The organism is Nocardioides sp. Root682 (assembly GCF_001427795.1).
Taxonomy (GTDB): domain Bacteria; phylum Actinomycetota; class Actinomycetes; order Propionibacteriales; family Nocardioidaceae; genus Nocardioides.
Genome location: NZ_LMHJ01000001.1, coordinates 1,538,061 through 1,551,007 on the forward strand (window position 1 = coordinate 1,538,061; position 12,947 = coordinate 1,551,007).

Below are 12,947 nucleotides of genomic sequence, written 5' to 3' on the forward strand. Positions count from 1 at the left end.
CCTCCTGCACGGTGATGAACGGACCACCACCGTAGTCACCCAGGAACAACCATCACTTCCATTCGACGCTGGCGAGCACCGATGAGATCAGCGCGTCGCCCTTCGCCTTGGTGATCCCGGTCCGGAGGACGAAGTAGATCCTCACGATCCGGCCCTTGTGGATGGTCCCGAACTGGCTCAGGCGGCCGTTCGCGTCCTTGCCCTCGAGCACCCAGCCGTCGACGCCGGCGACGATCCGGTTCTCGACGCGACGGTACTTGTCGGTGCCGCCCATGTTCTCCGTGCGCAGGACAGTGCGGGCGGCGTCGTCGATGGAGGTCTCGTCGTACAGGACGTCACTGCCACTGATGGTCACGCCGACGTCGTCGATCAACGCATTCGCCACGAGGGACCCCCCGCTGTCGTCGACGGACCAGTCACCCTCCGCGGGGATCCGCAGGCTCAGGGTGACACCGACGACGGCCTCCTCGCCACTGGCCGGCTCGACGGCTGGTGCGTCCGTGGGCGTGTCCGAGGCGCCGTCATCCGTGGTGGCGGTCGTCGTGGTGCCCTCGGGCGACCCATCCGCAGCGGGGTCGTCATCAGACGTGCAACCGCCCGCACCAGCGGCGATGACCACGGACAGCAGCGCGGCAGGGACCCGAGAACGCATGACGCCAGCCTATCGGCCGATCTCGCCGGTTTCGGGCCCACACCAGCCGGGTACTCGGGCTCCAGTCAGTCCATCACTCGGGCGAAGGATCGGTCATGCTTCCAGAACTCGCCGGCTTCACGCCGGCCGCGCTTGCTGCGGCGCCTCCCAAGGAGCTGGAGCTCGTCGATGACGAGATCTCCAAGGTGATCAAGGTCCTCAACGACGAGATCACGGCGCTCGAGGACAACGAGTTCCCGGTGAAGGGCCACGTCGCCCACCACTCGTTCGGTGGCGGCTCCCGCTCCCCCATGCTGGCCGCCCACCACAAGCGCGCGCACGGCGTCGTCGTGGACACCCTGGTCGACCTCCGCAAGGACCTGAGCGACTTCCGGGAGGCCGTGCGTGACGCGCGCCGGTTGATCCGTGACAAGGACGAGGAAGCCGAGGTCGACATCCGCCTGGTCCTCGCCCGGACCGAGAACCTCGACCTGGGAGGCGACGCCTACGCCCGGGCCCAGGTCGACCACAAGAACGACGGAGGCGAGAACTGATGGCCGGCGCGAACATCGCCCGACTCCAGCAGTGGACGGCCGGCATGGACCCGGACGACGTCCACGAGGCGCAAGATGCCTGGTCCAAGGGCGCAGGATCCCTCGCCGACGTGCAGCTGGCCCTGACCACCGCCGCCGAGAACATGCCGAAGGGCTTCGGTGAGACCTCCGGGGTGAGCGAGTCCGCCGCCACCGCGTTCATCACGGTCGCCGAGCGCCTCAATGCCCAGAAGGACCGGATGGCGGGCGCCGCCGAGGTCCTGCTCAACGTGCACAGCGCCATGACCCTGGCGCAGTCCGCCGCAGCCGACATCCCCGACAAGCCCGCCGACGAGGCCCCCAAGGCGGACGACTACCCGGGTGTGCCCCTGGTCCTCAACCTGCCGCTCGCTCTCGCCACAGCCAAGTACAACAACGACGTGACGGCGTACAACGACGCCGACGCGGACGCCGAGAAGAAGATCACCGCGCTCACCTTGAGCTACGACAAGGCGATCGACGTGATGAAGGAGATCCACGGCGATCCCTACGTCGACGTGCCGGACCAGGACGCCAGCGACCCCGGGCCCGGGCCCGGCCCGGGTCCGGGTCCGAAGAACCCGACCGACCCCACGGACGACGACGATGACGACACCGACGACGACGACACCGACGATGACGACGACGACACGGATGACGACGGCACCGACGACGATGACGACGACGATGACGATGACGATGACGACACCGACGACGATGACGACACGGATGACGACGACACCGACGACGATGATGACGACACCGATGACGACGACCTCACCGGCAACGTCGACGACGACGGCAGCACCAAGACCTACCCCGGCGTGATCGGCGGCGGACTGGCCTCGGCCGGGCTGCTGGGTGGCCCCGGCGCCATCAACGGGATCCGGAACCTGCTCTCCCGCGGCGGTCCGACGAGCGGCGTCGGCACCATCGGCAGCAGCACGCGCGCCGGCGGACCGGGCTCACTCGGTCGCTCGGGCATCTCCGGCTCGGCCGGCAGCGGGGTGTCACGCGGCGGTGCGGGCAGCGGACGTGGTGGCGCGACCGGCGCACCCGGGACCAGCGGCGGCCGCGGGGGCCGCGGCGGCGCAGGTGGCCGCGGCGGGGTCGGCGGCGGCGCGAGAGGCGCCCGCCGCAAGGGCGACGACGACCCGTCACACGACCAGGACCTCTTCGACGACGGCCAGGACTGGATCGACGACGAGGGCACCGGGCCCGGCGTGCTGGGCTGATTCAGCGGGCTGATTCAGCGGGCTGCTTCAGCGGGCTGCTTCAGCCAGCAAGGACCTCGGTGACCGGCAGGCTCGAGTCGGCCGGAAGGTCGAGCGGGGACGGCTGACGTCCTCGCGCGACCATGGTCGCGCCGAGGGCAGCCACCATCGCCCCGTTGTCGGTGCACAGCCCCGGACGTGGCACCCGGACACGGATGCCGAGCTTGCCGGCCCGCTCCTCGGCCATGGCCCGCAGCCGCGAGTTGGCAGCCACCCCGCCCCCGATCATCAGGTCCTCGATGCCCTCCGCGTGGGCGGCGTCGAGGGCCTTGCGCACCAGGACGTCACAGACGGCTTCCTGGAAGGACGCTGCGACATCGGCGACCGGAACCGGCTCGCCGCTGCGCTCGCGCGCCTCCACCCAGCGTGCGACCGACGTCTTGAGGCCCGAGAACGAGAAGTCGAAGCGGTGTCGTTCGAGGTCGCGACGACTCGACAGTCCTCGCGGGAAGTCGATGGCGATCCGGTCACCCTCCCGAGCGACCCGGTCGATGTGCGGCCCGCCGGGGAAGGGCAGGCCCAGGAGTCGGGCGACCTTGTCGAAGGCCTCGCCCGCGGCATCGTCGATGGTGGCGCCGAGCGGATCGATGCCGCCGTCGTGGCCCGTGATGTCGGTGACCTTGAGCAGGCTGGAGTGACCGCCGGACACCAGCAGCGCCAGGCACGGCTCCGGCAGCGGGCCGTGCTCGAGCTGGTCGACGGCGACGTGCGCAGCGAGGTGGTTGACGCCGTAGATCGGCTTGCCGAGCCCCAGGGCCAGCGCCTTCGCCGAGGCGACACCCACCAGCAGCGCGCCCGCGAGGCCCGGACCGTGGGTGACCGCGATCGCGTCGACGTCAGCCAGCTGGATGCCGGCCGTGTCGCAGGCCCGCTTGATGGTGGGGACCATCGCCTCGAGGTGGGCGCGGCTGGCGACCTCTGGTACGACGCCGCCGAAGCGCGCGTGCTCCTCGACGCTGCTGGCGACGGCATCGGCCAGCAAGGTGTGGCCCCGCACGATGCCGACACCGGTCTCGTCGCAGGAGGTCTCGATGCCGAGGACCAGCGGCTCGTCGCGAATCACGGGACCATTGTGACCGACGTCGTCAGGACGAGTGCCGTGGTGCCGTCGCGGTAGTAGCGGGCGCGCCTGCCGAGCTCGGTGAAGCCGTGGCGCGCGTAGAAGCCGATCGCCTCCGCGTTGTCCTCGCGCACCTCGAGCAGCAACCGGTCGGCGCCACCGTCCGCTGCCTGGGCGTGCACGGCCGCGAGCAGCGCCGTGGCCACACCCGACCGCCTCAGGCGCGGCAGTACGGCGATCCGCTGCAGCTCGGCCACGTCGACGACACTGACGACGGCGTACCCCGCGAACTCACCTGCGACGTCGGCGATGACATAGGAGACGGTGGGCAGGGAGCCGCTGACCCCCTCACCCACGAGGTTCGTCGACCACGGATCGAGCGGGAACGCCGCGGCTTCCAGGTCCACGACGTGCGGCACGTCCGCCGCGACGGCCACCCGCACGACCGGCGAGGAGCTCACCTCGCCGGCGCTCCGTCGGGCAGCACGGCCTTGGCTGCACGCGGGATCTCGGCGTCGGGGCGACGCAGGTACAACGGCTCCGGACCGGTCACTTCCACCTGCTGCCCGATCACCGCGCGCGCCAGCCACCCGGCGTCCGGGCGCAACGGGATGCGGGCGTTCGGGAAGGACTCGGGGTAGAGCGCCGCACCCTCGCCGACGACCGGCAGGTCGCTGGCGACGACAGCAGGACGCTCGACGACCGGCATGCCCTGCCTCCGGCCGCTGCCGTCGTACGACGCCAGGTAGACCTCCTTGCGCCGCGCGTCGGTGGCGACCAGGAACTCGCCCTCCACGACCCCGGACGCGACGGCCTCGGCGGCGAGCGCGTCGAGCGAGCACACGCCGTGGACGGGCACGTCGAGCACGTGACCCAACGTCCGGGCCGTGACCAGGCCGACCCGCAACCCGGTGAACGGGCCGGGACCGACGCCGACCGCGATGCCGGTCAGGCCGGCGGGCGTGATGCCGGCGGCGGCGAGGACCTGCTCGATGAGCGGCGCCAGCTGTTCGCCGTGCCGCATCCCGATCTCAGCGGTCGCGGCGGCGACCACCTCGGTCCCGTCATGGAGGGCGACGGTGACCGTCGGCGACGCGGTGTCGAAGGCGAGCAGCACGCCGTCGAGGCTACCGGCCCGGGCAGCCCGCCCTCACCGCCAGGCGCGGACCCAGTCGACCTCGATGGTCGCGGACGCTGCTGTCTGATCGGTCGGCGCGTTCCAGAGGTGTCCCCAGACCTGGGTCACGACGAGGTTGAAGGGCTGGTCGAACGGCTGCGGTCGGGTCAGCCCCAGCGGGTTCCAGACGTGCGAGTAGCAGAGCCGGCCGTCGTAGTAGAACCGCATCACCTGGGTGGTCCACTCGACCGCGTAGGTGTGGAAGGCACTGCTGGAGGTCGGCATCGCGCAGTTCCCGCCGGAGCTCTCCGGGATCACCTCACCTGCGTAGTGGACCGAGGGGTAGACGTTGCCCGGGCGCGCGCTGAACCACTCGGCGACGTCCACCTCGCCGGAGTGGGGCCAGGCCCCGTAGGTGTGGGCCTGCGGGTACAGCCACAGGGCCGAGTGTGGCCCCGGGACACCTGGCTCGGCCGGCAGCTTCGCCCGGAACTCGAAGCGTCCGTAGGCCTGGCCGAACCGGTCGCGCGTCGAGACGGTGCCGGCCGTGGAGGTGGTCCGGAAGTCGCCGTAGGGACTGGCACACGTGAAGGCCTCCAACTGACGACGTGCGGTGACCCGGAGGGTCCCCGACGCGACGGCGATCGTCGCCGGATCGTTGACGTAGCAGTCCCGGTTGCCGCTGGACATCCCGCTGTAGGAGGTCTCCTGGACCAGCCACTTGCTCGTGTCGAGGGTCTCGCCGCCGAACTCGTCGTGGAACGAGCAGGCGTAGTAGGAGCCGTCAGCACGGCGGGGCCGCACGCCACACTCATCGGTGGGTGCGGGTGCAGGCACGGGTGCCGGGGTGGCGGCGACCTTCCGGGGTCCGACCTGTCGGACCGCGCTCGCCCGGCCGCGGGAGACCACCCGGTAGCTGCGTGGCCGGGACGGGTAGGTCGTGGCGATCCGGTACGCACCTGAGCGCGCAGCGCGCGTCGTCCGCACCGTCTGCCAACGACCCGGCGCGCGCACCTGGAGCCTGACGACCGCGCGCGGTGCAGTCCGACCCGTGAAGAGCACCGAAGCGCTGCGTTCAGCAGGGTGGTCCAGGACAGGAGTCGCACGGCCTCCTGCGGCCGCGCGATCGACGGGAAGAGCGAGTGCGACGACGCACAGCAGTGCCACGACCAGCGCTCGAGAACGCACCACTGAACCCACCCCCTCCGCTCCCCTTGATCCCTCGAATCGAGGCTAGGAGTGGGCGAAGGCGCGCTGACACCTGCGCGCGCACGGACCCGGATGGCCTGCGTGGGTGGTGACATCAGGGATGGGGTCCGCGGGACCGGGGTCCCTGGGACCGGGTCCCTGGCGGGCGCCGAATCATGCCCTGGCGGGGCGAATTCCCGTTACCGCTGCCGAACCGGCAGCAGGTCCACGCCGAGCCACCTCAGGCCGACCGGATCCAGCTCGACGATCCGCGGGTCCGCGTCCGGGTCGACCTCCGTGGCCCCCGTCGCCCGGCCGATCCGCACCTCGAGCCAGGCATCGGCCAGCCCCTCGGCTAGGCCGCTCCCCCACTCGACGACCGTGACGGCATCGTCAAGATCGGTGTCGAGGTCCAGGTCGTCGAGCTCGGCTGCACCGCCGAGACGGTAGGCGTCCACGTGCACCAGTGAGGGACCGCCCGACAGCGAGGGATGCACGCGCGCGATCACGAAGGTCGGCGAGGTGATGCCCCCGCGGACCCCGAGCCCGGCGCCCAGGCCCTGGGTGAAGGTGGTCTTGCCGGCGCCGAGCTCGCCGCTGAGCACCAGGACGTCACCCGCCTGCAGCACGGACGCCAGCCGTTCGCCGAGGCTGCGCATCGCATCAGCCGTGGGGACCTCGACCGTGTGCGGTACCGGCCGCGCCATCTCGACGTACGGCGACAGGCGGGCCGTCTCCGCAAAGCCCATGTCGCGCCAGAACTGCACCGTGAGCGGGAGCTCCTCGCGAGCCAGGATCACCAGCCGCCGCAGGCCCTCGCGCCGACCCGCCTCGGCGAGGGCGGCCCGGACCAGGGCCCGGGCGATGCCGCGACCCTGCGCGCTCGGATCGACACCGAAGCGACGCAGGTAGAGCGCATCGCCGTCCGGGTCCAGCACGACAGCGCCGACCGTGCGGCCGTCCAGGCGAGCCAGCAGACCGCCGCCGGGGGCGAGCAGCGCGGCGATCGACGCCTCGGTCTCGCTGAGGGCTTCGGCCGGAGGGTCGAGAACGGGACGCGCAGCGAACGCAGCGCGGACCACAGCGAGCACCTCGCCGGCGGCCTGCTGGCCGACCGGGATCACCTCGAGGCTCACCGTGACGCGGCCCGAGCCGTGGCGGCGGTGATCAGCTGGTCGAGCTCCGCGTTGACCAGCTCGTGGCGTTCCATGATCACCATGTGCCCCGCGCCCTCGCACTCGAGCAGCCGGGAGTCCGGGATGCGCGCGTGCAGCTTGCGCGAGTGACCGATCGAGGTGATCCGGTCAGCGGTCCCGCAGATGATCGAGGTCGGGATCCGGCCGAGGGTCTCGACGTGGTCGAACTTGTCGAGGCTCGCGAAGTGCGGGAAGAAGTCGGCGACCACCTCGAACGGCGTGGCGCCGAGCATCTCGTCGACGAACTCGACGTACCCCTGCGGCACCGGCCCGCCGAAGGCGACGCGGTCGGTCACCACGGTGGCGATCGAGCTGCCCGCCCTCCGCAGCAGGTCGACGCCACGGTGGCCCAGGTGCAGCGTGCGGACGGCGCCGCTGGCGAAGGGGCCGGTCAGTCGCGCCGGCAGCATCGGCAGCAGGATCCGGCTGGGGTCGAGCCCACCAGCGGTGGTCGAGATCAGCCCGGCTCCGATGACGCGGGTGCCGATCAGGTCGGGGAACTGCTCGGCCAGCGCGATGATGGACATGCCGCCCATGGAGTGCCCGACCAGGACGACCGGGCCCTCGGGCACGACGGCATCGATGACGTCCCTGAGGTCGCGCCCCAGCTGGTCGATCGTCGAGTGGCTGCGGTCGGAGCTCCCGGACCGGCCGTGAGAGCGCTGGTCGTAGTAGACCGTGCGCACCAGCCCGCGGTAGGCCGCACGCTGGAAGTGCCAGCAGTCGTGGTTGAGGCAGAAGCCGTGGACGAAGACCACCGTGACCGGCAGCGCGTCGTCCCGGGTACGACGAAGCAGCCGCTCGAGCGCACCACTGGGCCCCGTGGCCGGCGGTGTGGCGGCACCGACCTCGTCGACCTCGACGTACAGGCGCACCCCGTCCTCGGCGATGACACTGACCTCCGGCGAGCGCAGCGTCCCGAACGGGATGTCCTCACCCGCCCGCCGCCCGATCTGCCGCTGCTGGCGCAGGACACCGACCGCCGTACCGGCGGCGGCGATGCCGAGGGCACCGGCGACCGAACCGAGGATCCGTCCGCGACGACTCATCGCTCCCCCACGTACCTGCGCGTCATCCGTCCACCGATCCTCGTGACGATCTCGTAGTTGATGGTGCCGCATGCCTCGGCCCAGTCGTCGGCGGTCGGGCCGCCGGCGGACGCAGGTCCGAACAGGACGACCTCGGTCCCGACCTCGGGCCGGTCCCCGCCGAGATCCACGACGACCTGGTCCATGCAGACGGTGCCGCGGATCGGACGGAGCTTCCCCTCCACGCCGACCTGAGCGGCGACGTCCGGCTGTCCCGGGCGCGACGCGTGGCGCGGGATGCCTTCGGCGTAGCCGATCGGCACCAGTCCCACCGTGGTCGGCTCCTCGGCAACCCAGTGGTGCCCGTAGGAGACGGCGTCTCCTGCAGCGAGGTCCTTGACCATGACCAGCGGCGCCCGCACGGTCATGGCCGGCTGCAACGTGACCGGGAGGGTCTGACCGGGTGCCGGGTCCAGCCCGTAGAGCGCGATGCCGCAGCGGACCGCGTCGAAGCGGGACGACGGACGCAGCAGCGTCGCGGCGGAATTGGCGAGGTGGCGCAGCTCCGGGCGAAGTCCGTGGTCGGCGGCCAGCGCGAGTGCCTCACGGAAGGCCGCTTCCTGCCGGTCGTTGGCGGGGTGGTTGCGCTCGTCGGCGCACGCGAAGTGCGACCAGATGCCGGTGACCTTCCAGTGGCCCGCCTCCTCCCCGGCGCGGGCGCGGTCGAAGACCTCGGCCCAGGCGGACCGAGGGGCGCCGCCACGCGACAGCCCCGTGTCGACCTTCAGCTGGATCCGGGCCGGTCCGGTCCGTCCGGCGAAGGCCGACGCCATGGCGTCCAGCTCAGCGACGGAGTAGGCCGTGACCTCGATGTCGAGATCAGCAGCCGCCGCGTACGGAGCTCCCGGGGCAGTGATCCAGCAGAGCAGCGGCCCGACATCGCCCGCGGCACGCAGGGCGAGGGCTTCCTCGATCGTGGCCGTGGCCAGCCACTCCGCGCCACCCTCGCGGGCAGCCCGGGCACAGGCGACCATGCCGTGGCCGTAGCCGTCGGACTTCACCACCGCGATCAGCGGGACGCCCGCGATCTTCCGCAACGTCCGCGCGTTGGCGCGGATCGCGTCGAGGTCGACCACGATCTCGGCTGGCCCCAGGGGCGCCGACGTGCTGGGCATGGTCCTGATCCTCCCATCACCCCGGACCGGGGGAGGCGAAGAGGGCCGCGATCACGTCCGGCACCGCGGCGGCGACATCGGTGGCGACGATCGGTCCGCCGGCCGATGCCCGCGTGGCGGCAGCGCCGTGGAGCCAGGACCCGACCGAGGCGGCGTCGAAGGGCTCGAGGCCGGCGGCGAGCAGCGCGCCGATCAGTCCGCCGAGGACGTCGCCGGCGCCGGCGGTCGCCAGCCACGGCGTGCCGGAGGTCGTCACGCGCACCCGCCCGGCCGGTTCGGCGATCACGGTGTGCCTCCCCTTGAGGAGTACGACGGCGTCGTACTCACGGGCGGCCCGGCGGGCATGCTCGAGCGACTCGCCCTCGACCGTCGCGCGTTCGACACCGAGCATCCGGGCCAGCTCTCCGGCGTGCGGCGTGAGGACAGCAGGCCGGCCCCGGGCCAGGTCGGCGAACGCGAGAGCATCGGCGTCGACCACCAGCGGCACGTCATCGGCCAGCGAGTCGCGCAGCGCCTGTTCCGCAGAGCTGTCGCTTCCCGAGCCGACGACCCAGGCCTGGACGCGGCCGAGGCCGACGACCTCCGGGTGCCGGTCCCGGATCCGGTCGAGCACGGTCGCATCGCCGTCGTACCGCACCATCCCGGCGAGGCCGCAGGCCGCGCCGTCGACGCTGAGCAGGCCGGCCCCCTGGTAGGTCGCCGAGCCGGCGCGGACGCCGACGACGCCGCGGGTGTACTTGTGCGACGCGGGGCCGGGCCGGGGCAGCAGCTCCGCCACGTCCGCGGGTTGCAACGCCTCGACAGAGGTCCACCCGCTGGTTGAGGTGCGAGCCTGCGAGCCTCGAAACCCGAGCCCGATGTCGACGAGCTCGAGCGCACCGCAGGCCTGCGCGGCCGGGTCGACCAGGTGGCAGGCCTTGTGAGTGCCGAACGTGACCGTGAGCGCGGCGGTGACGTGCGGACCGTCCACGGCACCCGTGTCGACGTCGACCCCGGACGGCACGTCGACCGCGACGACCGGGATCCCCTCGAGCGCCGCCAGCGCGGCCACGGCGTTCGGCCGCAGGCCCGGTCGGCCCCCGATCCCGACGATCCCGTCGATCACGACGTCGACCCGTCCCGGTGGTTGAGGTGCGAGCGAAGCGAGCCTCGAAACCTCCGGGCCGGCGTGCACCCGTCCCCCGACAGCCCGCAGCGCCGCCACCCCACCCGGGTGCGCCTGCTCCGACAGCAACCACGCCTCCACCTGCACGCCCCGTCGCGCGAGCACCACACCGGCGTACAACGCATCACCGCCGTTGTCGCCCGACCCGACGAGCAGCACGACTCGGCGCCCGTACGCCGTACCGAGGAAGTCCAGCACCGCGTACGCAAGGCCGTGCGCGGCCCGCTGCATGAGCGCGCCGTCCGGCAGCTCGGCAAGCAGCACCGCCTCCGCTGCACGGACCTGCTCGACCGTGTGGGCGCGAATCATGCTCAGTCCTCGAGCACGACGACCGCCGAGGCGATGCCGCCGTCATGGGTCAGCGAGAGGTGCACCGAGCGGACACCGAGCAGGTCGGCCTCGGCGAGCACCGTCCCGCGCAGCACGAAGCGCGGTCGACCTGACTCCTCGGAGATCACCTCGGCGTCGTGCCAGGCCATGCCGCGGGGTGCGCCGAGCGCCTTCGCGAGCGCTTCCTTGGCCGCGAACCGGGCGGCCATCGAGCTGATGTGCCGGCCGCGCTCCGCCTCGACGAACAGCTTGTCCACCAGCGCAGGGGTACGACGACACGACTCCTCGAACCGGGCGATCTCGCACACGTCGATGCCCACCCCCACCACGGCCATGGGCGTTACTCGACGGTGACGGACTTGGCGAGGTTGCGGGGCTGGTCGACGTCGTGGCCGAGCGCCGTGGCGAGCTCGCAGGCGAACAGCTGCAGCGGCACGATCGCCACCAGCGGCTGGAGCAGCACCGGCACCTTGGGCAACCGGATCAGGACGTCGGCGTACGGCTCGATCGAGGAGTCCCCGTCCTCGGCCAGGCAGATCGTGCGGGCACCGCGCGCCCGGACCTCCTGGATGCCGCTGAGCATCTTTCCGTGCAGCTGGTCGCGGCCCTTGGGAGGCACGACGCAGAACACGGGGAGGCCCTCCTCGATCAGGGCGATCGGGCCGTGCTTGAGCTCGCCGGCGGCGAAGCCCTCGGCGTGGATGTAGGCGAGCTCCTTGAGCTTCAGGGCACCCTCGAGGGCGACCGGGTAGCCGGCGTGCCGGCCCAGGAACAGGACCGAGCGGCTGTCGACGTGGTCACGCGCGAGCTCGTAGACCGACTCGGCGCCCTTCAGGACGGTCTCGATGTGCTCGGGCATCGCCTCGAGCTGCTCCATGATCTCGTCGATCTCGTCGCCGAAACGGGTCCCCTTGACCTGGGCGATGTAGAGCGCGAGGAGGTAGCAGGCGACCAGCTGGGTGAGGAATCCCTTGGTCGAGGCGACGCCGATCTCGGGTCCCGCGTGGGTGTAGATCACGGCGTCCGACTCGCGCGGGATCGACGAGCCGTTGGTGTTGCAGATCGCGAGCACCTTGGCCTTCTGCGAGCGCGCGTGGATGATCGCCTGCAGCGTGTCGGCGGTCTCCCCCGACTGGCTGATCGCGACGATCAACGTGGTGGAGTCGATGATCGGGTCGCGGTACCGGAATTCCGAGGCGAGCTCGACCTCGACCGGCGTGCGGGTCCAGTGCTCGATGGCGTACTTCGCGACCATGCCGGCGTAGAACGACGTCCCGCAGGCGATGATGATGATCTTGTCGATGTCGCGGAGCTCCTCGTCCGCGAGGCGCATCTCGTCGAGCTGCAGCTGCCCTGCGGCGGTACGACGGCCGATCAGCGAGTCGGCGACGGCGCGCGGCTGCTCGAAGATCTCCTTGCGCATGAACCAGTCGTGGCCGTCCTTCTCCGCAGCGGAGAGGTCCCAGTCGACGTGGAAACGCTTGGCCTCGACCGGCCGGCCCCAGAAGTCGGTGACCTCGACGTTGTCGCGAGTCATCACCACGATCTGGTCCTGGCCGAGCTCGAGCGCCTCGCGGGTGAACTCGATGAACGCCGCGACGTCGGAGCCGAGGAAGTTCTCGCCCTCACCCAGCCCCACGACGAGCGGGGAGTTGCGGCGCGCCGCCACCACGGTGTCGGGGTCCTGGCTGTCGATCGCGACGAGCGTGAAGGCACCGTCGAGCTGCTGGCACACCCGCTGCATCGCGGTGACCAGGTCGACGCCGGACTGGACCTGGAGCTCGACGAGGTGCGCGACGATCTCGGTGTCGGTGTCGGAGAGCAGCTCGTGGCCGTCGTCCTCGACGCGGGAACGGAGCTCGACGAAGTTCTCGATGATGCCGTTGTGCACGAGGCCGACCCGGCGGACCGAGCCGGTGTGCGGGTGGGCGTTGACGTCGTTCGGCGGTCCGTGGGTGGCCCAGCGGGTGTGGCCGATGCCGATCCCGGAGGTGGGCATGGGCTCGTCGTCGATGACCTTCTCGAGGTTGGCCAGCTTGCCGGCCTTCTTCTCGACGAACAGCTCACCGCCGCTGACGACCGCGACTCCCGCCGAGTCGTAGCCCCGGTACTCCAGCCGGCGCAGACCGTCGATGATCGTGTCCTGGGCCGACCTGGGCCCTATGTATCCGACGATCCCGCACATGATCAGGCAGTCTACGGTGGACGCGC

At 71.5% G+C, this 12,947-nt stretch carries 13 protein-coding genes; 2 read left to right on the forward strand and 11 right to left on the reverse strand.

What is annotated here, in order from left to right:
- Positions 1–52: 52 nt before the first annotated feature.
- Positions 53–652, reverse strand: coding sequence for a hypothetical protein (locus ASD84_RS07240; protein ID WP_056708399.1), 600 nt, complete (start codon positions 650–652; stop codon positions 53–55).
- A 95-nt stretch (positions 653–747) separates the two neighbouring features.
- Here ASD84_RS07240 and ASD84_RS07245 point away from each other — a divergent pair, with 95 nt between their 5' ends.
- Both ASD84_RS07245 and ASD84_RS25460 read left to right on the forward strand, forming a co-directional pair.
- Positions 748–1,185, forward strand: coding sequence for a hypothetical protein (locus ASD84_RS07245; protein WP_056708404.1), 438 nt, complete (start codon positions 748–750; stop codon positions 1,183–1,185).
- A complete protein-coding gene (locus tag ASD84_RS25460; protein WP_056708407.1) occupies positions 1,185–2,438 on the forward strand; it encodes a hypothetical protein in 1,254 nt (417 codons plus the stop codon). Before ASD84_RS07245 ends, ASD84_RS25460 begins: the two co-directional genes overlap by 1 nt.
- A 40-nt stretch (positions 2,439–2,478) precedes the next feature.
- Here the strand turns inward: ASD84_RS25460 and tsaD are convergent, their stop codons facing one another.
- The 10 genes from tsaD to glmS form a co-directional block, all read right to left on the reverse strand.
- A complete protein-coding gene (gene tsaD, locus ASD84_RS07255) occupies positions 2,479–3,537 on the reverse strand; it encodes a tRNA (adenosine(37)-N6)-threonylcarbamoyltransferase complex transferase subunit TsaD (protein ID WP_056710775.1) in 1,059 nt (352 codons plus the stop codon).
- Positions 3,537–3,998 carry a ribosomal protein S18-alanine N-acetyltransferase gene (gene rimI / locus ASD84_RS07260; RefSeq protein ID WP_056708410.1) on the reverse strand — a complete coding sequence of 154 codons (462 nt, stop codon included), beginning with the start codon at positions 3,996–3,998 and terminating at the stop codon, positions 3,537–3,539. Before rimI ends, tsaD begins: the two co-directional genes overlap by 1 nt.
- Positions 3,995–4,654, reverse strand: coding sequence for a tRNA (adenosine(37)-N6)-threonylcarbamoyltransferase complex dimerization subunit type 1 TsaB (gene tsaB / locus ASD84_RS07265; RefSeq protein ID WP_056708412.1), 660 nt, complete (start codon positions 4,652–4,654; stop codon positions 3,995–3,997). Before tsaB ends, rimI begins: the two co-directional genes overlap by 4 nt.
- Before the next feature lie 33 nt (positions 4,655–4,687).
- A complete protein-coding gene (locus ASD84_RS07270; protein ID WP_156391645.1) occupies positions 4,688–5,842 on the reverse strand; it encodes a family 16 glycosylhydrolase in 1,155 nt (384 codons plus the stop codon).
- 200 nt (positions 5,843–6,042) lie between these two features.
- Positions 6,043–6,978: a tRNA (adenosine(37)-N6)-threonylcarbamoyltransferase complex ATPase subunit type 1 TsaE gene (tsaE, locus tag ASD84_RS07275; RefSeq protein ID WP_056708418.1), complete on the reverse strand. Its 936-nt coding sequence runs from the start codon at positions 6,976–6,978 to the stop codon at positions 6,043–6,045.
- A complete protein-coding gene (locus tag ASD84_RS07280) occupies positions 6,975–8,087 on the reverse strand; it encodes an alpha/beta fold hydrolase (protein ID WP_056708421.1) in 1,113 nt (370 codons plus the stop codon). Before ASD84_RS07280 ends, tsaE begins: the two co-directional genes overlap by 4 nt.
- Positions 8,084–9,241 (reverse strand): alanine racemase, encoded by a 1,158-nt coding sequence (gene alr / locus ASD84_RS07285; RefSeq protein ID WP_056708424.1) that lies wholly within the window; start codon positions 9,239–9,241, stop codon positions 8,084–8,086. The genes ASD84_RS07280 and alr overlap by 4 nt, the downstream gene beginning before the upstream one ends.
- 16 nt (positions 9,242–9,257) lie before the next feature.
- On the reverse strand, positions 9,258–10,715 hold the full coding sequence (locus ASD84_RS07290) for a bifunctional ADP-dependent NAD(P)H-hydrate dehydratase/NAD(P)H-hydrate epimerase (RefSeq protein ID WP_056708427.1): 1,458 nt from the start codon (positions 10,713–10,715) through the stop codon (positions 9,258–9,260).
- Positions 10,716–10,717: 2 nt separating this feature from the next.
- Positions 10,718–11,071, reverse strand: coding sequence for a holo-ACP synthase (locus ASD84_RS07295; protein ID WP_056708429.1), 354 nt, complete (start codon positions 11,069–11,071; stop codon positions 10,718–10,720).
- 5 nt (positions 11,072–11,076) lie between these two features.
- The gene (glmS, locus tag ASD84_RS07300) at positions 11,077–12,921 is read right to left on the reverse strand and encodes a glutamine--fructose-6-phosphate transaminase (isomerizing) (RefSeq protein ID WP_056708432.1); all 1,845 of its coding nucleotides are present in this window, start codon (positions 12,919–12,921) and stop codon (positions 11,077–11,079) included.
- Positions 12,922–12,947: the final 26 nt, after the last annotated feature.

Excerpts from the sequence above, each read along its gene's own strand:
- ASD84_RS07240 (WP_056708399.1), bottom strand. The coding sequence starts at position 652 with ATGCGTTCTCGGGTCCCTGCCGCGCTGCTGTCCGTGGTCATCGCCGCT.
- ASD84_RS07245 (WP_056708404.1), top strand. The coding sequence starts at position 748 with ATGCTTCCAGAACTCGCCGGCTTCACGCCGGCCGCGCTTGCTGCGGCG.
- ASD84_RS25460 (WP_056708407.1), top strand. The coding sequence starts at position 1,185 with ATGGCCGGCGCGAACATCGCCCGACTCCAGCAGTGGACGGCCGGCATG.
- ASD84_RS07280 (WP_056708421.1), bottom strand. The coding sequence starts at position 8,087 with ATGAGTCGTCGCGGACGGATCCTCGGTTCGGTCGCCGGTGCCCTCGGC.
- alr (WP_056708424.1), bottom strand. The coding sequence starts at position 9,241 with ATGCCCAGCACGTCGGCGCCCCTGGGGCCAGCCGAGATCGTGGTCGAC.
- ASD84_RS07290 (WP_056708427.1), bottom strand. The coding sequence starts at position 10,715 with ATGATTCGCGCCCACACGGTCGAGCAGGTCCGTGCAGCGGAGGCGGTG.
- ASD84_RS07295 (WP_056708429.1), bottom strand. The coding sequence starts at position 11,071 with ATGGCCGTGGTGGGGGTGGGCATCGACGTGTGCGAGATCGCCCGGTTC.
- glmS (WP_056708432.1), bottom strand. The coding sequence starts at position 12,921 with ATGTGCGGGATCGTCGGATACATAGGGCCCAGGTCGGCCCAGGACACG.